This window comes from Moraxella sp. CTOTU47579, assembly GCF_032004885.1.
GTDB lineage: Bacteria > Pseudomonadota > Gammaproteobacteria > Pseudomonadales > Moraxellaceae > Faucicola > Faucicola tetraodonis.
Map to the genome: position 1 here is coordinate 21,604 of NZ_DALZOJ010000005.1, position 21,815 is coordinate 43,418.

At 45.4% G+C, this 21,815-nt stretch carries 22 protein-coding genes; 12 read left to right on the forward strand and 10 right to left on the reverse strand.

What is annotated here, in order from left to right; all coding sequences use genetic code 11:
* Positions 1-167: 167 nt before the first annotated feature.
* Positions 168-1,544, forward strand: a complete 1,377-nt coding sequence (locus RTP55_RS04825) for an MATE family efflux transporter (protein WP_312384631.1) — start codon at positions 168-170, stop codon at positions 1,542-1,544.
* A gap of 103 nt (positions 1,545-1,647) precedes the next feature.
* The gene (locus RTP55_RS04830) at positions 1,648-1,779 is read left to right on the forward strand and encodes a hypothetical protein (protein WP_309574253.1); all 132 of its coding nucleotides are present in this window, start codon (positions 1,648-1,650) and stop codon (positions 1,777-1,779) included.
* A 96-nt stretch (positions 1,780-1,875) separates the two neighbouring features.
* Here the strand turns inward: RTP55_RS04830 and RTP55_RS04835 are convergent, their stop codons facing one another.
* From RTP55_RS04835 to RTP55_RS04855, 5 genes are all read right to left on the reverse strand, one after another.
* A complete protein-coding gene (locus RTP55_RS04835; protein WP_062333426.1) occupies positions 1,876-2,532 on the reverse strand; it encodes a trimeric intracellular cation channel family protein in 657 nt (218 codons plus the stop codon).
* Positions 2,533-2,833: 301 nt separating this feature from the next.
* A complete protein-coding gene (locus tag RTP55_RS04840; RefSeq protein ID WP_065253868.1) occupies positions 2,834-3,571 on the reverse strand; it encodes a proteasome-type protease in 738 nt (245 codons plus the stop codon).
* A gap of 60 nt (positions 3,572-3,631) precedes the next feature.
* Positions 3,632-4,483 carry a transglutaminase family protein gene (locus RTP55_RS04845; RefSeq protein WP_095356666.1) on the reverse strand — a complete coding sequence of 284 codons (852 nt, stop codon included), beginning with the start codon at positions 4,481-4,483 and terminating at the stop codon, positions 3,632-3,634.
* Between the two features lie 60 nt (positions 4,484-4,543).
* The gene (locus RTP55_RS04850) at positions 4,544-6,694 is read right to left on the reverse strand and encodes a circularly permuted type 2 ATP-grasp protein (RefSeq protein WP_312384634.1); all 2,151 of its coding nucleotides are present in this window, start codon (positions 6,692-6,694) and stop codon (positions 4,544-4,546) included.
* Between the two features lie 506 nt (positions 6,695-7,200).
* The gene (locus RTP55_RS04855) at positions 7,201-8,049 is read right to left on the reverse strand and encodes a LysR family transcriptional regulator (protein WP_312384636.1); all 849 of its coding nucleotides are present in this window, start codon (positions 8,047-8,049) and stop codon (positions 7,201-7,203) included.
* 180 nt (positions 8,050-8,229) lie between these two features.
* Between RTP55_RS04855 and RTP55_RS04860 the strand changes: the two genes are divergently transcribed.
* The 5 genes from RTP55_RS04860 (at position 8,230) to RTP55_RS04880 (ending at position 13,432) form a co-directional block, all read left to right on the forward strand.
* On the forward strand, positions 8,230-8,634 hold the full coding sequence (locus RTP55_RS04860; RefSeq protein ID WP_095356669.1) for a DoxX family protein: 405 nt from the start codon (positions 8,230-8,232) through the stop codon (positions 8,632-8,634).
* An 86-nt stretch (positions 8,635-8,720) separates the two neighbouring features.
* The gene (locus RTP55_RS04865) at positions 8,721-9,527 is read left to right on the forward strand and encodes a DODA-type extradiol aromatic ring-opening family dioxygenase (RefSeq protein WP_312384638.1); all 807 of its coding nucleotides are present in this window, start codon (positions 8,721-8,723) and stop codon (positions 9,525-9,527) included.
* A 353-nt stretch (positions 9,528-9,880) separates the two neighbouring features.
* Entirely contained in the window at positions 9,881-11,746 is a 1,866-nt protein-coding gene (locus RTP55_RS04870) for an ABC transporter ATP-binding protein (protein WP_312384640.1), read from the forward strand.
* A 182-nt stretch (positions 11,747-11,928) separates the two neighbouring features.
* Positions 11,929-12,813, forward strand: coding sequence for an alpha/beta fold hydrolase (locus RTP55_RS04875; RefSeq protein WP_282841653.1), 885 nt, complete (start codon positions 11,929-11,931; stop codon positions 12,811-12,813).
* 1 nt (position 12,814) lies between these two features.
* The gene (locus RTP55_RS04880; RefSeq protein ID WP_065253860.1) at positions 12,815-13,432 is read left to right on the forward strand and encodes an alpha-ketoglutarate-dependent dioxygenase AlkB family protein; all 618 of its coding nucleotides are present in this window, start codon (positions 12,815-12,817) and stop codon (positions 13,430-13,432) included.
* 28 nt (positions 13,433-13,460) lie between these two features.
* On the opposite strand, the gene hisA is transcribed toward RTP55_RS04880, so the two are convergent.
* Positions 13,461-14,210 carry a 1-(5-phosphoribosyl)-5-[(5-phosphoribosylamino)methylideneamino]imidazole-4-carboxamide isomerase gene (hisA, locus tag RTP55_RS04885; protein ID WP_095356674.1) on the reverse strand — a complete coding sequence of 250 codons (750 nt, stop codon included), beginning with the start codon at positions 14,208-14,210 and terminating at the stop codon, positions 13,461-13,463.
* Positions 14,211-14,356: 146 nt separating this feature from the next.
* Between hisA and nhaD the strand changes: the two genes are divergently transcribed.
* The 5 genes from nhaD to rplS all read left to right on the forward strand — a co-directional run bounded on the left by nhaD (position 14,357) and on the right by rplS (position 18,296).
* A complete protein-coding gene (gene nhaD, locus RTP55_RS04890) occupies positions 14,357-15,820 on the forward strand; it encodes a sodium:proton antiporter NhaD (protein ID WP_312384642.1) in 1,464 nt (487 codons plus the stop codon).
* A 301-nt stretch (positions 15,821-16,121) separates the two neighbouring features.
* Positions 16,122-16,379, forward strand: coding sequence for a 30S ribosomal protein S16 (gene rpsP, locus RTP55_RS04895; protein ID WP_007115987.1), 258 nt, complete (start codon positions 16,122-16,124; stop codon positions 16,377-16,379).
* Positions 16,380-16,413: 34 nt separating this feature from the next.
* Entirely contained in the window at positions 16,414-16,971 is a 558-nt protein-coding gene (gene rimM / locus RTP55_RS04900) for a ribosome maturation factor RimM (protein WP_282841656.1), read from the forward strand.
* Between the two features lie 49 nt (positions 16,972-17,020).
* Positions 17,021-17,791, forward strand: coding sequence for a tRNA (guanosine(37)-N1)-methyltransferase TrmD (gene trmD, locus RTP55_RS04905; protein WP_312384646.1), 771 nt, complete (start codon positions 17,021-17,023; stop codon positions 17,789-17,791).
* Positions 17,792-17,915: 124 nt separating this feature from the next.
* The gene (rplS, locus tag RTP55_RS04910; RefSeq protein ID WP_007115984.1) at positions 17,916-18,296 is read left to right on the forward strand and encodes a 50S ribosomal protein L19; all 381 of its coding nucleotides are present in this window, start codon (positions 17,916-17,918) and stop codon (positions 18,294-18,296) included.
* Between the two features lie 141 nt (positions 18,297-18,437).
* Here the strand turns inward: rplS and RTP55_RS04915 are convergent, their stop codons facing one another.
* The 4 genes from RTP55_RS04915 to argH are packed head-to-tail and all read right to left on the reverse strand — an operon-like array spanning position 18,438 to position 21,809.
* Complete coding sequence (locus tag RTP55_RS04915; protein ID WP_312384648.1) at positions 18,438-19,736, reverse strand: MFS transporter; 1,299 nt, start codon at positions 19,734-19,736, stop codon at positions 18,438-18,440.
* A gap of 41 nt (positions 19,737-19,777) precedes the next feature.
* On the reverse strand, positions 19,778-20,065 hold the full coding sequence (locus tag RTP55_RS04920) for an oxidative damage protection protein (protein WP_007115982.1): 288 nt from the start codon (positions 20,063-20,065) through the stop codon (positions 19,778-19,780).
* Between the two features lie 21 nt (positions 20,066-20,086).
* Entirely contained in the window at positions 20,087-20,431 is a 345-nt protein-coding gene (locus RTP55_RS04925; RefSeq protein WP_312384650.1) for a gamma-glutamylcyclotransferase family protein, read from the reverse strand.
* Position 20,432: 1 nt separating this feature from the next.
* On the reverse strand, positions 20,433-21,809 hold the full coding sequence (argH, locus tag RTP55_RS04930) for an argininosuccinate lyase (protein ID WP_312384823.1): 1,377 nt from the start codon (positions 21,807-21,809) through the stop codon (positions 20,433-20,435).
* Positions 21,810-21,815: the final 6 nt, after the last annotated feature.

Sequence of the window (21,815 nt, forward strand, 5' to 3'; positions counted from 1 at the left end):
TCGGTAGATTTTTTGGCCTTTCGATACGCTTTGGGTTGCTATCTAGCACTGTATAAATTTACCTAGCGGGTAGGTAGCAAAAAAATAATTAAAATAGCCATCGTTATCATTATCATCATTAAGCAACTATTATTAAGAAGCAATTATCATTAAGCAAATTTGACGGTATGAAAAAATCACAACAACTTCCAGATTTTAGTTCGGTCGGCACGCTATGGCGACCGTTTTTGTTTTTCTTGTTGCCTTTACTGCTGACCAACATCTTGCAATCGCTGTCAGGGACGATTAACACTATTTTTGTTGGGCAGATGCTAGGGGTACAGGCGATTGCCGCCGTGTCGGTGTTTGCCCCAGTGCTGTTTTTTTTGATGGCATTTATTATCGGTATCGCTTCAGGCTCATCGATTTTGGTAGGGCAGGCTTGGGGTGCCAGAGAGTTGGATTTGGTCAAACGAATTACCGGCAATAGCTTTGCAATTATTTTGATATTAGGGGTAATGATTGCGATTGCGGGCAGCTTGCTCAGTCAATTGATTATTGTGCAGATGGGCGTCCCTGCTGAGATTCAAGGCTTGGCAAACCGTTATGCCAAGTTAATGTTGGCAGGCAGTCCGCTACTGTTTTTATTTATCGCTTATACTTCGTTATTGCGCGGGGTTGGCGATTCGGTGACGCCCCTGTTTGCCGTGGGTATTTCCATTGTGATTGGGATTGTGGTGACGCCTGCGCTCATTCAAGGTTGGTTCGGGTTACCCAAGCTAGATATTCAGGCCCCTGCGATTGCGACTTTATTGTCACAGTTGTTGGTATTGCTGTTTTTATTTTTTTATACCCGTGCCAAAAATCACCCCTTACAAATTGATACTCAATTACTCAAATATATACGCATCCAACCCGACATCGCGCGTAAAGTGATTCGGTTGGGGTTACCTACCGCGTTTCAGATGGTCACGGGCGCGATATCTGGCTTGGTGATTATTGGGCTGGTCAATGGCTTTGGTACCAATGCTACCGCAGCTTATGGCGCAGTCAACCAAGTGTTGAGCTATGTGCAATTTCCTGCCATGTCGATTGCGATAGCAGCATCAATTTATGCCTCGCAAGCGATTGGCGCAGGTAAAGCAAGTGCCTTAAACTGCGTCACTCGCACTGCCATGATGACCAATCTCATTATTACGGGTGGGTTGATTGTTCTGGCGTATCTTTTTTCCCGTTATTTGATGGCGATGTTTATCACGGTGGAAGGCGTGATTATACTAGCGCAACAGTTATTGCACATTGTGTTATGGAGTTTGCTTTTTTTTAGCAGTGGCATGATTTTTAGTGGCATGATGCGCGCTACTGGGATGGTGTGGCAGCCTATGTTTATCAGTATCGGCAGTATCTTATTGGTAGAGATTCCCAGTGCGATTTTACTCAGTCGTCATTTTGGACTGCAAGGCATTTGGTGGGCGTATGTGGCAAACTTTATAGTGATGAGCGTGTTACAAGGCTTGTACTACCAATTTGTTTGGAAGAAAAAAGCAGTCGAGCGATTGGTGTAAGCAGTATTTATTTCAATCTGGCAAAAGTAAGCTATCTAGATACCGACACCGACTATTGTCCAAAACCGCATACGCTAAGCTTAGATAATGATATAACGAGATTTTGCTGTATCATTATCTTGCGGCTGCAGCACTTGACATCCCAACCCCAACCGACCATCATGCCTATCTGACTTACCAGCTTGACGTCATCAAATGCGAGCATCGGTATTATTTGCTTGATTTAGCCGCTTGATAAAGCCTTATATTTATTAACGGATTGCCGCAGTCAAGCCAAATTTGATAACTACCAAAAGTGATGGCTAAATGTGTTGACTACCTAATTCGTTAGCTAAGAGGCGCTTTTTTTCCAACCGGGTAAATGATAATTAAACGCCAGCGCGGCAATACGCAGCCCTGTGGTGGTGACGGTACTGATGAACATAATCACCCAAGCGGCAAGCGAGCTGTAAACCGCCAAAATCGCATACACCCAGCCGCCAACCAACGCACACATAGCATACGGACGATGGTCAAAAAACGCGGTGGGCATCTCACCACAGGCAATATCACGCATCACCCCGCCAAATACCCCAGTAATAATCCCCATGATGACTGACACCGCCATCGGCATACCGCTTGCCAGTGACGCTTGTACCCCAGAGGCGACAAACAAGCCTAACCCTAACGCATCTGCCAATTGAATCGCCGCAGGGGTGATACGAAACGGACGGCGGCTATTGACTAGCATCACCACAATACAAAGCGCAAACACCAGCCATAACATCAGCTCTTGGGACACCCAAAAAAACGGCCGCCGCTCTAGCAAAATATCACGCAGCGTGCCACCCCCATACGCCGATAAAAATCCCAGCACCGCTACCCCAAACATATCCATACGTTTGCGCACGCCTGCCAAGATACCTGACAAGGCAAAAGCAATGGTGCCAATGACTTCTACGGCGATTCTGAGTGATTCACCCCAAGGTGCCAAATCAGTTAGCTGCATAGCATAAAAACCAAACAATTATAAAAAATCACATCATACCATACCCACCAAAATAACCGCCTAGCAAAAACCCAAGGTATTTGCATTATCTATGGCAAGGCAATTGAACTATAGTAAAGCAATTGCCTAGGACTGGTCGATATAGACGGGAACGGATTATGTCAAGAGCGGTATATGCCAAAAATGGTATAACCAAAAGCGCGGTATAACCAAAAGCACGATATAAATGGACAGGGGATGACACAGTGAAGAACCTGCTAGATGGTTTGACGTGGGTTGATTTTTAACTGTATGACAGTTGCTATTGCCAATAGCTCACCGGTGAGTCTTCAAGTTCATTTAGAATTTTTCTTAGCCCATCTGACCAGTGTTGGCGTATGCTGGCAAAGTACTCATCGTTTTCATCAATGCGAAACCCTTGTGGCATCTGTAGGCTGTCATTGTGATAGACCAACACATCAATGGGCATACCGACGGATAAGTTGGAGCGGATGGTTGAATCAAAAGAAATCAGAATGGCTCGCATCGCTGATTTGAGTGATGCGTCATAATTCATGGAACGGTCTAAAATAGGTTTGCCGTATTTACTTTCCCCTAACTGGAAAAAAGGCGTATCGGTCGTTGCTCTGATGCAATTACCTTCAGGGTAGATAAAATAAATTTCGGGGGATTGCCCCTTGATTTGCCCACCCAAAATAAAACTGCTTCTAAACTTGGTATCCGTTTCTTGTGCGATGGTTTGGGCATGGATGGTGGTTTCTCGCAGGCACTCACCCACCAATTGCGCGGCATCATACAGGGTAGGGACGGTATGCAGATTACGCTCTTGCGCAAGTTTGATGGCGTTATCTAGTTTGGTAAATACCGCTTGTGACGTCGCCAAGTTGCCGGCGGTTTGTAGCACCAAAAACCGCTCGCCTTCAATGCCGTATTGATACATTTTGCGAAACATCGATACTTGGTCAACGCCCGCATTGGTGCGAGTATCACTGGCGAAAATCATCCCATCTTTGAGTCGGATACCCACACAATAGGTCATGGTTGTTCCTTTTTTAGCAAATACTGGTTTAGCAAATATTGGTGAATCAATAGTGGCAAATTACTGCTGCGCTGCAAACTGCGCGTTAAGCTGCGGTATGTACTGGGGGCTTGTAGATACCATGACTTGACTATACAGTCGCTCGTCACCGCCCCCTGTTCGCACCCCGCGCACTGGCGCCGCATCGGCATAGTCACGCCCAAAGGCGATGTAGACATGGGAATTAGGGGTAAAATGTTGGTTAGAGATATCAAAGGTGTACCAATTACCCGCAAGCCAGACTTCTGCCCAGGCATGGCTTGCCATATGCGCTTGGGTCGCTTCATAAATATAACCCGATACATAGCGCGCTGCAATGCCTTTATCCCGTAGCAGTGCCAAAAATACATGGGTATGGTCTTGGCACACCCCAGCCGCCATCGCAAACGCTTGCTCTGCTGTGGTGCCGACATGGGTCACGCTTTTGGTATAGGGCATTTTATCGAGCAAGTCTTTTGCCAATGATTTGAGGATGGCTAACTGCGTATCGATGTCCTCACTTTGTAAAAACTGCTCAAGCGCGTCATGGGCAAATTCACGCATGGCTTCGGAGCATTGGGTCAGCTTGGTGGGTACGGCAAAAATCTGATACGGCACTTGCTGATTGTCAGGGATAAATAAAGTATCAGTGTTAATTTCTACTTCGCCAAAGGCTTGAATTTGCAAGTTGTTATGCGGTTCGTGACGGCTTAGGGTAAGCCATTGGTTGCCAAAGCCGTCCGTTTGCATTTGTGCGACTTTAGGCAGCATCACTTGCCAGTTATGGATGGTTTGGTGGGGTAGTGTCATCGGCGTCATGCGGATGTATTGCACACTGCGTAAGGCAAGTTGTTCATAAAAATAATTGGTTTGGTGGCTGATTATAAGTCTCATTGTGCTCTCACTAACTGCTTATTTTTGTCAAAATGATGGTAATCATCTAATAGATTTGGCTTACACACCTTGCTGTAAAATATTTGAAAACGCGCCCGATAGTGACTGAAAATCTTTGGGTTGATTAGACTTTAACAGTTGATTGACCAATCGATCCAGCTCACGCCAGCGGGTGTTTTCTGGCAAGGTATTAACAACCTCTTTAAGTTTTTGCACGCACTCACGGCAATCTTTTTTCATCAATATATGACAGTCCAGCGATTCAAAACATTGTCCGAGTTGCCAAAACGTGACCACAATCGGGTTTTCCTGCTGCATCGAGGCATTGCAGGCATAGAGCTGTAGGCTAGCGGCGCGGTACGCTCCTGTATTGGCTAGCCGTTTGATGAGGTTATAGAGTTCCGCCGTATCTTTGCCAATAACGCCTTTGACGTCTTGGACATTTTGCTCGATAAAACCAATGGTTTCGGGCACCTTTTTGTTGGCAAGATAGTCATATAGGGCATCGGCATCGGCTGAAATCGGCAAGCCAAGATTGTGCACGATGGCATCGACGTCTATTTGGCTGTACTGGTCATTTGACAGCCGTGTAATGATTTGTTCATAGTAGCGTAAGCGCTCACTGTATCGACCTAGCCACACTAAGTAGCTCGCTGTTGATAACAGCAAAATTAAGCGATTGTGATTGATGTTTTCATACGCCAATAAAGTCGACGATTGCGATTTTCGTTCATGGTTGGTTTGAATGGTGCCCAAATGAGCAGTGCCTTGTTTGCCGCTGAGTTTGCCATTGACGGTATCGACCACCCAAGTGTCTTTTACCCCGCCGCCTTGGGATGAGTTGACCACCAATGAGCCTTCGGTCATTGCCACCCGTGTCAATCCGCCTGGCACAATATCCACCGTACCGTCACCATGTGACAATACAAAAGGACGCAAATCAATATGGCGCGGTGCGATGCCACTGGCGACTGCGGTTGGGTTGGTGGACAGACTAATGGTCGGCTGGGCGATAAACCCTGCTGGGTTGTCTAGTAAGCGTTTGCGGTAAGCGGCAATTTGTTCTTTGCTTGACGTCGGTCCTATCAGCATCCCATATCCCCCCGAGCCCTGCGTTTCTTTAATCACCAACTCGGGCATATGGTCGAGCACATATGCCAACTCATCGGCATCACTGCATTGATAGGTTTGCACATTGGGTAGAATCGGTTTTTCACCCAAATAATACTCAATTATCTTGGGTACAAACGGATAAAGGCTTTTATCGTCAGCAATCCCTGTGCCTGGGGCGTTGGTTATCACCACATTGCCTGCGCGATACGCACTCATCAGCCCTGACACCCCCAAGATTGAATCGGGTAAAAACGCCAACGGGTCCAAAAATGGGTCGTCAATACGGCGATAAATCACATCCACTTGTACCTTGCCACGCACCCCTTGGATGTAGACATGGTTGTTTTCTACAATCAAATCATAGCCATGCACCAAGGGCACATTCATCTCACGCGCCAAAAACGCATGTTCATAATAGGCACTATTAAAACGTCCCGGGGTGAGTACCACGATTTGTGGGTCGTATTTGTTGGTGGTGCTCGATAGACACGCCTTTAACCGTTTTGGATAGTCTGCCACCGGCAACACTGATTGAGATTGGTAGAGTTTGCTTAGTAGGGTTTGTGACACATTGCGGCTCTCGAGCATATAAGAGACACCAGAAGGGGTGCGTAAGTTGTCTTCGAGCACACAATATTGTCCGTGCTGGTCGCGAATCAAATCAATGCCGCTGATATGGGCATAGACGGGTTTATCCAAGTTGATACCCAGCATCCACGGCTCGTAGCCACTGTTTTTAAACACAAACTCGCTTGGCACAATGCCTTCTTTGACAATCGTCTGTTCGTGATAAATATCATGGATAAATTGATTGAGCGCGCGGATACGTTGTTGGCAGCCTTTTTCCATCACTTGCCATTCTTGGATGTCAATGATGCGCGGGATGATATCAAAGGGTATCATGCGCTCAATGTTGCTAGCATCGCTATAGACAGTGAAGGTCACGCCGCGGCGATAAAAAATATCCGATGCTTGGTTATTCAAACTAATTAACGTGTCTGAATTCATTTCTTGAAGCCAAGCACCCACCTGTTGTGCCGAATGTCTATATTGCCCATCGGCGAGTTGCAGTTCATCAAATGCTTTGGCAATTGGCATTATTGGCTCCTTATGTATGACAAAAGATGGAATAGTTTTTGCCTCACGATGGCAGACATTTTCTTGACAGATTATTCTATAAATAACTTATTAAATAATTCATCAAGTTTCATGCCAAAAAAAACAAAGCAAAAGGCATAAATAGTTGAAAAATAGATTAAAAATCGCTCAATTTTGCCCCAAAATTAATCGAATTATTGAAGTTGGTGCAGTGTAAAACAAAAAACCTATGCCATAGGCGCATAAAAATCATGACATGAACCAAATTGATGCACGAGAAATATTTTGGTGAAAAATTAAACCAATATTTTTCTACTAAATTGTTATTATATTAAAATTATTTTTATTAAAAATTATTGCAATACATAATCAGATAATGCGCATACTAATAGCAATAGTCAATACCCAACTTGTACAATTCAAACAACCTGAACTAGTCGGATGCCGGCTTCGTTGATTACTCGACGCTAAGGCTCGTGACCTAAAGGATAAAAACAGTTAACAGGCTAATCGTTTTTTATTAAGTTCTCCCCCAAAAAATCAATGAATAAGCGTATTTTTAAATTCAAAAATGCCCGATTCATATAGACCGCATAGATTGATACGCTGCTAAATGGCTGCTCAAACAATTTGACCAGTCGTCCTTGCGCAATCTCATCCTCAATCAGCCATTCGGGCAATATCGCAGCGCCCATGCCTGTCAGCGCCATCTGTGCCATCATGACGGTGTTATTACTGCTGTTATAAGGTTTGAGTGTGGTTGCCATGTGCGTATAGTTGGGTAAAATCCCTGGCAGGTTACTGAGCGCCTCTGCAGACGTAGGCGGCTCGTGCTGCGCAAGAAAACGCGGACTTGCGACATAATAAAAATCTATTTTGCCCAGCGGTTTGACAATTAAATTATCTTGTGGCGTATTGACTACTCGCAGGGCTAGGTCATAGCCTGCAGCAATCAAATCGGTGAAGCGATTTTCCAAATCAACCGTTAGCTCAATTTTGGGGTAATCTTGCTGGAATTTGGCAAGCAGATTGACAAAATAGGACGTGGCAAACCATACCGGTGCAATGATTCGCAGTTTTCCTTCCGGCAGTACACTGCCATCATGTGCCTTGGTTTTTGCCTGCTGCAAAATATCTAGGGCGTGTACCGCTTCAGCGTAGTATTGTTGACCGACTTCAGTGAGGCTCAAATTACGGTTGTTGCGATGTAATAGCTTGGCTTGCACATAGGCTTCAAGGTGTTGTAAGTGTTTGCTAGTCATGGCAAGGGACATATCGAGTGCGTCAGCGGCTTTGGTAAAACTGCCTTTTTCTACGATGGTGCGAAACACTTGCAAGCTTTTGAGCGTATCCATGCGTATCCTTCAGTGAGTTAATGCTTCTAGTGAATTAACGCTTGAATGCGTCATTTCAATTATCAACTAATAAGAAATAATATATCAATATTTTATGTGTTTTTCTCTTAATAAGATATCAATATAATGGCGCCATCACATATATTCATGACCGTAATTTTAGAATAATAGGACACAACAATGAACAATGTTTCTCGATACCAACCTTATGTACTTGGCTTGCTTCGCATCGTACTGGGCTACACCTTTATGCTACATGGCATGGCAAAATTATTTGGGGTGCCGCATGTGGCGATGTTTGATGGTTTGCAATTGTTTTCGCTGATGGGCTTAGCAGGCGTGTTAGAATTGGTCGGTGGCGTGTTATTGATTTTGGGCTGGTTCACGCGTCCTGTCGCCTTTATTCTGTCAGGTCAAATGGCAGTGGCATACTTTATGATGCACGCGGGCATTGATAATTTTTGGTTGCCACTGCTCAACCAAGGTGAAGCTGCTGTGCTGTATAGTTTTGCTTTCTTGTACTTATCTGTCGCAGGCGCGGGTGCTTTCTCCATTGATAATCGCGGGCAAGCTGTCAGTGCCTAGTTCATAAAAATTTTAGGTAATAAAAATATTAGCTAATAAAAATTTTAGTTGATAAAAGTTTTAGGTGATAACAATAGGAGGTCGCCATGAAGGGTTTAACATTAACTGATGTATTCGGCGCAAGTATTGACAAGCCAACGCTGCCGAGTTTATTTATCTCGCATGGGGCACCGACGATTGCGATTGAAGATACACCATTTACTAAGGCGCTGCATCAGCTCGGTGCAGCTTTACCCAAGCCTAGGCTTATCCTTATCATGTCGGCGCACTGGGAAAGTGGCGAGTGGCTGATCAACGCCAATCCAGCGCCCAGCACTTGGCATGATTTTGGCGGTTTTCCTAAAGCGTTATTTGAAATCCAGTACCCCGCAGCCGGTCATCCGGCGGCTGCGCAAAGTATCGCCAAGCAGCTAGCGCAAATGCAAGTGGCGGTTAAAGTGGTCGACACTCAACCATTTGATCATGGTGTCTGGACACCGCTGCTACACATGTACCCCAATGCCGATGTGCCAATCGTGCAGGTGTCGTTGCCACACGGGTTTAGCCCCAGTCAGTTGTATCAGCTTGGGCAGTTGTTTGCGCCACTACGGCAACAAGGGGTATTGATTGTGGCATCGGGCAGTATTACCCATAACTTGTACAATGTGCGTTTTAACAGCCAACAGATTGAGCCGCAAGCTAAAACCTTTAAATACTGGATAATAGATCAGTTAAAAGCCAATGACAAAACGATGTTTGATTGGCAGACGCATAGCTTGGCTCGCCACAATCACCCAACGCCCGAGCATTTATTGCCTGTATTTTTTGCGCGGGGCGCAGGGGATGTGATGTCGGTAGTGCATGAAAGCTTTGCTCACTACAATCTGGGTATGGATATTTATCGGTTTGATTAGTGGATAAAAAAAGGCGAATTAACCGCAGTAAATTTGCCTTATCATCAATCTATCGCACAAGCTTTATAAGTAATGCTTCATAAAAATGTCATTTGTATTGCTTTATTTTAGTACTTTTAATCCAATATTGTAGCGGCTGAATAAGTAGCAAAAAAAGCCTCAAAAAAAGCCATTATTCTAGGATAATGGCTTTTTTATGGCGATAAAAAAGTTTTGGTAAATACCGCTTAGGATTAAGTTGAAAATTGTTTACTTGTATGTAAAGGATTGTAGCTCGCCGTCAGCAACCCTGCTATCAATCCTCAATATCTGCTAAAATAACACAGATAATTTTAAACTACTGATAATCAATTATGGGTTTATTTCGTTTTTTTGAAAATCGTCTGGAAGTCTATCCAGAAGACAATTACAACCTACCAACGGATAATTTTCTGAAGTTTCTGTGGGCGTGTACCAAGGGCTTGCGCGGTTGGATTTTTGCCTTCATGTTCTTGACGGGCTTGATAGGCGTGTATGAGTCGCTACTGTACAAGTGGATTGGCGATATCGTCAACTGGCTGGGTGCTTATACGCCCGCTAATCTGTGGTCAGAAAAAGGCAATAGTTTGCTAATGATGGCGGCTGTGTTGGTGGTCAGCCCGATTTTGGTGGGCTTAAGTTCGCTGATTCATTTTCAGACCCTGCAAGGCGTGTTCCCGATGCAGATGCGCTGGCGTTTTCACCGTCAAATGCTCGGTCAATCCATGCAGTTTTATCAAGACGAGTTTTCCGGTCGGGTGTCTGCCAAGGTGATGCAAACCGCGCTTGCGGTACGCGATACCATTATGACCATTGCCGATATGCTGGTGTATGTATTGGTGTATTTTGTCAGTAGTGGCATTATTTTATTTCACCTTGATGGTTGGCTACTTATCCCATTTCTGTTGTGGATGGTGATGTTTTTTGCCACTGTGGCGTATTTTATCCCCAAGCTTAAAAATTCTGCCAGTCGCCAAGCCGATGCCCGTGCCTTGATGACAGGGCGGATTACGGATGCGTATGCCAATATCACGACAGTAAAATTATTTAGCCACTCTCGCCGTGAGTTGACCTATGCCAAAGATGCGATGAGCCAGTTTTTGGGTACGGTGCATGAGCAAATGCGCTGGGTGTCCCGCCTTGAGCTGGTCAATCATTTGATTAATGTGGTATTGGTCGGTACTACGGTGGCGCTCGGTTTGTACCTGTGGTATTACAACGGCTTAAGCGTAGGGGCGATTGCGGCAGCGACTGCAATGGCGATGCGTCTTAACGGGTTGACCCACTGGATAATGTGGCAAACGGCGGCATTGTTTGAGAATATCGGTACCGTGCAGGACGGCATGAAAACCTTGTCAAAACCGCATACCGTGGTAGATAAGCCGAATGCTAGGGATTTAATCATCACGCAAGGCGAAATCAACTTTAGCCATGTCGATTTTAATTATGGCCGCAGTGGCAATAAAACCAATGATGCCGATGCCAAGCAAAAACTACTCGATGACTTTAACCTTGAAATTAAGGCAGGTGAAAAAATCGGTCTAGTGGGACGCTCTGGCGCAGGTAAATCAACCTTGGTGAATTTGCTACTGCGTTTCTATGATGTCGATGGTGGTGCGATTTTAATTGATAATCAAAACATCAGCGATGTCACCCAAGAGAGCTTACGCCAACAAATCGGCATGGTCACCCAAGATACCTCACTACTACACCGCACCGTGCGAGAAAATATTGCCTATGGTCGCCCAGATGCCACCGATGAGCAAATCATCAGCGCCGCCAAACAAGCGCATGCATGGGAGTTTATCCAACATCTAAGCGACGCCAAAGGCAATGTCGGCTTGGATACCCAAGTCGGTGAACGAGGGGTCAAACTCTCGGGTGGACAACGCCAGCGCATTGCCATCGCCCGTGTGATGCTCAAAAATGCCCCGATTTTGCTGCTGGATGAAGCGACCTCAGCACTCGATAGCGAAGTGGAATACGCCATCACTGACAGCCTTAACGATATGATGGCAGGCAAGACCGTGATTGCGATTGCCCACCGATTATCGACAATTGCGTCGATGGATAGATTGGTGGTGATGGATAGAGGGCAAATCGTCGAGCAAGGTAGCCATGCGCAGCTATTGGCTCAAAATGGCGTGTATGCCAAATTATGGGCAAGACAAAGTGGCGGTTTTCTTGGCGAAGATGATTAAATAAAAGACGTGCTAACTTACGCTAGATTTGATACCGCCCAACGGCAAGGGTGAATGCCAAGTCACAAAAGGGGTAGCCATAATTTTTCACTGGGTCTTATAATCAAGTAACCAAGTCACTTTTTAGTCACCTTTTAGTCACTAAAAAGTGGCTAAAAAAGTGATTAATTAGGACAATTGGCATGGAAGAACAACGCATCAATCTAAATGGCAAAAACGCCAAATACTATAACATTAAAAACCCCACCGCCAGCCAGACTGCCCATTTTTACGGCGGCAACGGCTTTGCCCTAGGCGTCTATGAGCCGCTCTTGATCGACTTGGCGCAACATCTTAACATCACCGCGCTAACCATGCGGGGGGAATGGTACGATAAACCGACCGAAACCGCGCTGACGCGGGAACAGGACGCCGATATCTTGATTGAGTTCTTGCAAGCCACCCTAGCAGAGCGAGACGGCAAGCCCGTCATCGGTATCGGGCACTCACAAGGCGCAACGGCCACCACCATGGCAGCTGCCAAACGCCCAGATTTGTTTAGCGCGCTTTATTTGCTTGAGCCTGTCACCTTTACCAACCAGCAAGGCAAGCTTTACAGCCTGGTGCCACGCATGGTGAAAATGACCCGAGAACCCTTTAAAAGCACCCAAGTCAAACAAGCCAACTGGGGCAGTGTGGATGCGTATTATCAGTTTCTTCGCCGTCATAAAGCGTACAAACGTATCACCGATGAGCACCTTTTAACCTATGCCAAAAATAGTCTAGAGGCAGGTGAGCAGGCTGAACTCACGCTACGTTTTTCACCCAAGCAAGAACTCGCCAATTATTTTGGTACACCGCTGATTATGAAGCCATTACAACAGCTTATTGCCGACAACAAAGTACCTGTGCAGTTAATTATCGGTAAGCCGTCGATGTTTATCAGTCAACAAGTGCGCCAGATGTGGGATACATTCGTGCCCAAGGAGCAAATGACGGTGCTCAATGACTATGGACATTTATTGCCACTTGAAGCACCAGAATTATGCGCCAAGCTCATTTTTCAAAAGCTGAAGTTGACAAGCTAACATGAGTTTATTTGCCGCCAATCCCAACGAGAATTTATTGCCCTACGATGGCATTGTCAATGATTTTGGGCAGGTTTTTGACAACCCCGCTTATGAGCCCAATGCGCTTTATCGGCATTTTTTAACGCAGTTACCTTGGCAGCATGACGTTGTCACAATTTTTGGCAAAACCCATGTCACCCACCGCCAAATCGTGTGGATGAGTGAAAACGATTATCACTATTCTGGACAACGCAAGACGGCAACGCCTTGGACAGCAGATGTTTTGGCATTAAAACAGCACATAGAATTGCTGCTGGCTGAGCAACATATGAGCGCAAATTTTAACGCCTGTTTGTTTAATTATTACCCCACAGGCGATGATGGTATGGGCTACCATGCCGATAATGAAAGCGAACTGGGTAATGAACCCATTATCGCGTCTGTCTCATTAGGGGCAACCCGTAAATTTGTATTTAAGCACCGCATCACCAAGGAAAAAGTCGAGATTCCCTTGCAAAATGGACAGCTAATTGTCATGCGCGGACAAACCCAGCGCCATTGGTTACACAGCCTGCCTAAAACCAAAAAAGTAACGGAAGGTAGAATTAATCTGACCTTCCGTCATATAGCGAATTAGATATCATTTAGCTATCGAGAAGCGCCTGCTAGCTATCGAGAAGCGCCTGCGCCGCAGCAATATCGAGGGTACCTTCATAAATAGCACGGCCTGTAATGATACCTTCAAGATAATCACTGTAGGGTTTTAGGTTTTCGATGTCTTGTAAATCCGTCACCCCACCTGAGGCAATCACCGGAATACCGCCTTCTTTTGCCAAGTTGACTGTTTGCTCGACATTGACGCCTTGCATCATGCCATCACGCGCAATATCAGTATAGACGATAGAAGATACACCTGCATCAGCAAAGCGTTTTGCCAAATCCACCGCTTTGACATCGGTGACATTTGCCCAGCCATGCGTCGCTACCATGCCGTCTTTGGCATCAATGCCCACAATGATATGACCGGCAAATTCTTGACACGCTTGTTCAACAAATTCAGGTTGTTCGACCGCTTTGGTACCGATAATAATATAGCTCAAACCTGCTTCTAGATAATGACGGATGGTATCAAGGCTACGGATACCGCCACCGAGTTGAATGGGTAAATTTGGGTAGGCTTTGGCAATCGCGGTGACGACGTCTTTATGCACAGGCACGCCATCGAAAGCACCGTTTAAATCCACCAAATGCAAGCGTCGAGCGCCTTCTTTTACCCAGCGGCTTGCCATTGCCACAGGGTCGTCACTAAATACGGTATCATCTTCCATACGCCCTTGTTTTAGGCGGACACATTTGCCGTCTTTGAGGTCAATGGCAGGGATAATTAAAGTTGGCGTAGTTGATAACGTCGTCATGGGGCTGTCCTGTTGTCGGTTGGCTCAAATTGAGCAAGGTTGGTCAAAATGCGTGTCGCTAGAATTTGGCGATAATTTTACCGTATAATGCCGACTAAGGTTAAGATATTTTGCATGTGGGTATTAGCATAACAGGGGTAGCGATAATGTTATACGTGGTCATAGCAGGGATTTTTATATTAGGGTACATGGCGATTGCCTTTGAGCACAACATCCATGTCAACAAAGCTGCCAGCGCGCTACTGACTGCGATTGCGTTATGGGTACTGCTGACCTTTGGTATCGATACGCTTGTTGCCAACCATTCGGTGATCGCCAGTCTTGCCAATCATCAAGATTCTTTGCATTTTGTCGGCGAGCAGTTACGTGAGCATTTGGCAGAAATCGCCGAGATTTTGTTCTTCTTGATGGGCGCGATGGCGATTGTTGAACTGATTGATGCGCATGATGGCTTTCGAGTGATTACCGATAAAATTCATACCAAAAATGCCAGTAAGCTACTCGCCATTATTACCATTATCACCTTTTTTCTCTCATCGTTACTCGACAACTTAACCACCACCATTGTGATGGTATCACTGGTGTCAAAAATCATCGATGATCAAAAAATGCGATGGTATTTTGCCGGTCTTATTGTGATTGCGGCCAATGCAGGCGGCGCTTGGTCACCTGTGGGTGATGTCACCACCACCATGCTATGGATTGGCGGGCAGATTACCGCAACGGGTATTATGGCAAATGTGTTTATCCCAAGTATCGTATGTACATTAATCCCAATGGGCTTGGTGATGATGCAGCTAAAGGGTCAAACCGTGACCGCACCTGTACTGCCAAGCGGACAAGAATCTGACAGTGAATTGGCTAGCATGCCTATAGAGCAGCGTATCGAAAGCCTACGTGCTACCATCAAATCAAACGCCCAAGACAGCATCAGTCAAAAAACGCGCATGACAGTGTTACTGCTGGGTTTGGGTGCATTGGCATTTGTGCCAATTTTTAAAACCCTTACCCATTTGCCCCCTTATGTGGGCGTGTTGTTTGGCTTGGCTGTACTGTGGATGGTCACTGAAATCATGCACCGTCACCAAGATGACTATATCCGTGAGCGTATCGGGGTTGAAGGCGTATTAAGCCGTATTGATATTCCCAGTATTTTATTTTTCCTCGGTATTTTATTGGCGGTGGCAGCGCTTGCCACTGCGGGCATACTCGGTGACGTAGCAAAATGGCTGGATGCCACTTTTGGCAATGTATATGTCATCAATGTCATGATTGGCTTATTATCCTCAATCGTGGACAATGTACCTTTGGTAGCAGGGGCAATGAATATGTATCCGCTGACCACTGATGCCAGTATCGCGCAAGCGGCTGCAGCTGAAGCGGCGCGCCTTGAGCTGTTTCGTCAAGATGGCATGTTTTGGGAGTTTTTGGCTTATTGTGCGGGGACAGGCGGCAGCTGTTTGATTATCGGCTCAGCCGCGGGCGTGGCAGCGATGGGGATGGAGAAAATCCCCTTTATGTGGTACATGAAAAAAATCACTTGGCTTGCACTGATTGGCTATCTGGTCGGGGCAGGGGTGTATGTGCTGATTGAAACGATGATAAGATAATACGATAATTGGCTATTCAAGCATAAAAAAGGCGCTCATTTGCGCCTTTTTTATGGACTGGTTTTATGGACTGGTGGGTGATGGCATAGCTTCAATGTGATTAAACTTGCGCTAAATATAAAAAGTCAAAATTTACCCCAAAAAGCTATTGATTTTGATAAAAATATGCTAAACTATTGCCCTTTTTGGTGTACCTAAACTTTGCTAAAACTGTATTTATACCGTTTTTTCAATTGTTTGGGTCTTTTAGGCTCTAACCACTGAACTAGATTCAATTGATTGCATTCACAGAGAGAACATTATGGTAGTTATCCGTTTACAACGCGGTGGTGCGAAAAAACGCCCATTTTATCAAATCGTGGTAACCGACTCACGCAATGCCCGTGACGGTCGTTACATCGAAAACATCGGGTTCTTTAACCCACTAGCGCAAGGTCAAGAAGTGCCACTACGCATCAACGCTGACGCTTACCAAGCATGGATCAACAAAGGCGCACAACCTTCTGACCGTGTTGCCGCTTTATTTAAAGCAGCTAGCAAAGCACAAGCAACTGCTTAATTTTTTATAAAAATTAAGTAGAGCGGACTTTAATATGGCAAAACAACCGACAGACTTGCATACCAATGAGGCTAACACATCGCTGTTTAAAATCGGCGAGCTAAAAAAGCCTTATGGCATTCATGGCTGGCTATGGGTATTTAGCTTTACTGAAGACCGTGAAGCGATATTTCATATGCAGCCTTGGGTCATCAATACTGCCATGGGTCAAAAGACCTTGACGGTAAAAAACTGGCGACAACAAGGTAAAGGCTACGTGGTACAACTTAACGAAGTACCCGACCGCAATATCGCAGAAACTATGTTTGGCGTGAGCCTTTGGGCAGAAAAAAACAATCTGTCTGAGCTTGCAGAAGACGAATATTATTGGTCAGATTTGATTGGTTTGACAGTGATTAGCCAGTCAGAAAATGTCATTTTAGGACGTGTAAAAGAGCTGTTTGAAACAGGGGCACATGCCATTATGGTAGTCGAGCCGACTGCTGATAGTGTCGATGGCGAAGAACGATTGATTCCTTGGCACAAACAGACCATTGGCGAGGTGAATTTAGCCGAGCAGACCTTGATGGTCGATTGGGGCAGTGATTACTAACACTGATGTTTTAGTAGATTAAAGTGCCAGTTTATAGTGAGAATAGCGTATGTTTTTTGCGGTGATAACCATTTTACCCGATATGTTCGCAAGTATCACCGATTTTGGCATCACTGGGCGGGCGCTGGCTCGCAAGCAAGCGGAAATCTTGCTGATTAACCCAAGAGACTTTACCACAGACAATTATCGTCGTATCGATGAGCGTCCGTTTGGTGGGGGTCCCGGCATGGTGATGATGGCAGAGCCGTTACAAAAAGCCATCGACTACGCTAAAACGCAAGCCAATGCGCGTGGTAAAAGCTGTCCTGTGGTGTATTTATCGCCACAAGGCAAGACACTGAGCGAAAGCAGGGTGCTTGATTTTTGCCAATATGACGGCTTGATTTTATTATGCGGTCGTTATGAAGGCATCGATGAAAGACTACTGAGTCAGTCTGTCGATATCGAATGCTCAATTGGTGATTACGTGTTGACAGGCGGTGAATTGCCCGCGATGGTGTTGATGGATAGTGTGATACGCCGTTTGCCCAATGTGATGGGCGATGATTTATCGGCGCAGCAAGACTCCTTCGTGGATGGCTTGCTCGATTGTCCACAATATACCAAACCGACTGAATATCAAGGGATGAAAGTGCCTGACGTGCTGTTGTCAGGGCATCATGCCAACATCGCCAAGTGGCGATTTATTCAGCAGGCAACACGCACCCAGTTAAGACGTCCTGATTTGTGGCAAGCCTTTGTGCCAACCAAACAGCAACAAAAATGGCTGAAAGAAGCAGCGCAATCTGCTAAAGACAGCAACCCAGATTCATCCACTTGACGGATGCCCTAATCGTGTCGATTGCTATCAAGGCACATAAAATTAGCGGGGAGTATGCGCATTTGCTGACATCAACTAACCTTAGTCAGCTTAGCCTCTGTCCCCAGTGAGAGGAGAAAATCTCATGAGTAACAAACATCCTTTGGTTCAACAAATCGAAAATAGCCAGCTTAAGCAAGACGTACCAAGTTTTGGTCCTGGTGACACTGTTGTCGTACAAGTAAAAGTGCGTGAAGGCGACCGTGAGCGTCTACAAGCATTTGAAGGTGTTGTTATCGCTAAACGTAACCGCGGCTTAAACTCTGCGTTTACCGTACGTAAAATCTCTAGTGGTGTAGGTGTTGAACGTGCGTTCCAAACCCATTCACCACAAATTGCAAAGATTGAAGTAAAACGTCGTGGTGATGTACGCCGTGCCAAACTTTACTACCTACGTGACCGTTCTGGTAAATCAGCACGTATCCGTGAAAAACTGTCAGTGCGTAAAGAAGAAGCGCAAGCTTAAGGCTTTAACTGCGTTATTTATTATTTGCCTAAATGGGTTAAACTTTGATTGTCATGGTTTAATCAACACCAAAAAAGCAAAAACCCCAAATAAATCTATTTGGGGTTTTTTGTTAGCTAACTTTAGCCTTTTATGGGTGGGCTAGTCATGATTAATTAAGCTATGCTCTTTGGTATCTTTCATACGAGTATAAACAATCAATGAAATCCCAATCATAATCGTCACATATAAGAAAAACCATTCTTCATGGCCTGCTTGCTTGAAGGACAATGCCACATACTCGGCTGTACCGCCAAACAAAGTATTGGCAATCGCATAGGGTAACGCCACGCCCAACGCACGAATATGCGCAGGGAACATTTCAGCTTTAACGACCGCATTAATTGACGTATAGCCTGTGACAATTATCAAACCAAACAAACATAACGCAAACGCCATCCACGGGTCTGTCGTGCCTGCTAAGGTGCTAAAAATAAAGTAAGTAAATAACACCCCCATCACACCAAATCCTATCATCAGCGGTTTACGCCCGATTCTATCGGATAATGCCCCAGCGACAGGTTGCAAGAGCATAAAAATAAATAACGCAATAGCGGTGATTTGGGTAGCCGACTCTTTACTAAACCCTGACGTGTTGACCAAGAATTTTTGCAAATAAGTGGTGTAAGCATAAAATGCCAATGTACCGCCTGCCGTCAATCCAATGACCGTAAATGCCGCTTTCGGGTGTTCTTTAAATAAAGCCAATGCGCCGGATTTTTTTTGCGAACTACTGGTATCAACTTTATTAAAGGATTCTGTCTCAAGCAAGCCACGGCGAATATAAAATACAAAAAACGCCAACAAAGCCCCAATGACAAACGGAATCCGCCAGCCCCAAGCTTTGAGCTCAGCAGGGGTTAAAACTTGCTGTAGAATAATCAGAAGCACTAGCGCAATTAACTGCCCAGAAATCAGCGTAACATATTGAAAACTGGAAAAAAATCCGCGCTTGTCTTTACCCGCCATCTCGCTGAGGTAAGTGGCGCTAGCCCCATATTCACCGCCTACACTGATACCTTGAATTAAACGAGCAGTCACCAACATAATTGGGGCAAAAATTCCAATACTGTCATAACCAGGTGTCACAGCAATCATCAGTGAGCCTAAGCACATTAATGTTACCGATAGCGTAAGACCTGCTTTACGACCTTTCTTGTCCGCATAAACGCCCATTATCCATGCACCGATCGGTCGCATGACAAAACCCACCGCAAAAATCGCTGCGGCACTCAGCAATTGAGCCGTTTGGTTGCCTTTTGGAAAAAATACAGGGGCAAAATATAAGGTAAAAGCTGCATACGCATACCAGTCGTACCATTCGACCATGTTACCCGCTGAACCGCCTAAAATAGATTTTAACCGTGTTTTTTGGTCAATAGTTTCAATCGATTGAGACATTGAAAATCCTTGTCATAGACTTGTTGAATACATGCTAAAGGTTATTTTTGCGCTGTCCAGCCTTTGGGGCGTTCGTAGTCTTCATTATCCAAAAATTTATTGCGCTGCTCAGTAATAAATTTTTTAGCTTCTGGGTCAATCATGCTCAAGTGATTTTCATTGATGAGCATGGTTTGGTGCTCAAGCCATTCGTTCCACGCTTTGGCAGACACGGTGTTTTGCAATTCTTCACCAAGCTTGTTAGGGAACGGCGGTTTTGGCATTTTGGGTAGCTTTTGTTTATATTTACGGCACATGACCATGTGGTCAGCGGGGTTATAAGTTTCCATTTGTTATCCTTTTAATAGTTGCTAGTCTAAATCGCTTGCATCGGCATAAATCCAAGCGGTAGCGCCACTGTCAAAGTGACCTTCCACTCGTGCGTAGGCATCGACTTCGTAGCGGTCGGCTTGGGCAAGCTCATCATCGGTAATGTCAAAAATCACACCTGCCACTTTGTCGGTTGGGTTGTTGGTTTTAAGTAGTATCGGATGAAAACGTTTGCCACTTTTGGCGAGCACATCGTCATCGGTGATTTCGATTTCACCCAACTGGTAGCCAATGAGTTGGTCTTTACTACCCACCAGTGTACGCCCAAAGGTGGCAAGCTGTACATTTTCTTGTTGTAATGTGCCATACGAGAACAGTTTTGGCATATTAATAACCTAATTGTTCGATACGCTCACGCCCACGCTCAATCGCCATTTTGACTTGATTGGGCGCTGTACCGCCGATGTGGTTACGGGCATTGAGCGAACCTTCAAGGGTCAGATATTCAAATACGTCCTCACCAATCAAATCACTAAAGCCTTGAAGCTCATCGAGCGACAATTCACTCAAATCCACGCCTTTTTGCACACCTAACGCTACTGCTTTACCCACTACTTCATGCGCGTCGCGGAAGGCTAAGCCTTTACGCACTAGATAATCCGCCAAATCGGTGGCGGTCGCATACCCTTTCATGGTCGCGGCACGCATATTTTCTTTGTTTGGAATCAAGTTTGGTAGCATATCAGCAAAAGCAAGTAGAGAGCCTGTTACAGTATCTACCACGTCAAATAACGGCTCTTTATCTTCTTGGTTGTCTTTGTTGTAAGCCAGCGGTTGGTTTTTCATCAATGTCAATAGGGTAATCATATCGCCAAACACGCGTGCAGCTTTACCCCGTACCAGCTCTGGCACATCGGGGTTTTTCTTCTGTGGCATAATCGATGAGCCCGTGCAAAAACGATCAGGGACGACCACAAACCCAAATTGCGCTGACATCCACAAGATGATTTCTTCACTCATACGTGACAAGTGCATCATTAACAGGCTTGCGCTACTGGCAAATTCAATGGCAAAATCACGGTCGGATACGGCATCCAGCGAATTTTGACAAATCCCTTCAAAGCCTAATAGCTGTGCGGTAAATTCCCGCTCAATCGGATAAGTCGTACCTGCCAGCGCTGCGGCGCCTAGGGGCATTTGGTTGATACGTTTTCGACCATCAATCAAGCGCTCGCTATCACGCATTAGCATCTCAAACCATGCCATCACATGATGACCAAAACTGACAGGCTGCGCGGTCTGCAGATGGGTAAAGCCTGGCATGATAGTGTCGGTATGCTCGCTTGCCAAATCCAGTAAGCCCGTTTGTAGACGTTTTAACAATCCTAAAATAATATCGGTTTGGTCACGCAGATATAAACGGATATCGGTTGCGACTTGGTCATTACGACTACGACCTGTATGCAGTTTTTTGCCGACATCGCCAATAATAGCGGTCAGACGAGACTCCACATTCATGTGCACGTCTTCAAGCGCCACTGACCAAACAAATTTGCCATCGGCGATTTCTTGTTTGATTTGGGTCAAACCGCCAACGATTTGGTCTTTGTCTGCCTCGGTAATAATCCCCGCTTTAGCAAGCATGGTGGCATGAGCAATCGAGCCTGCAATGTCTTGATTGGCAAAACGTTGGTCAAATCCGACAGACGCGGTAAATTCAGCGACAAAACTGTCAGTGGCTTCGCTAAAACGTCCACCCCACATACTAGA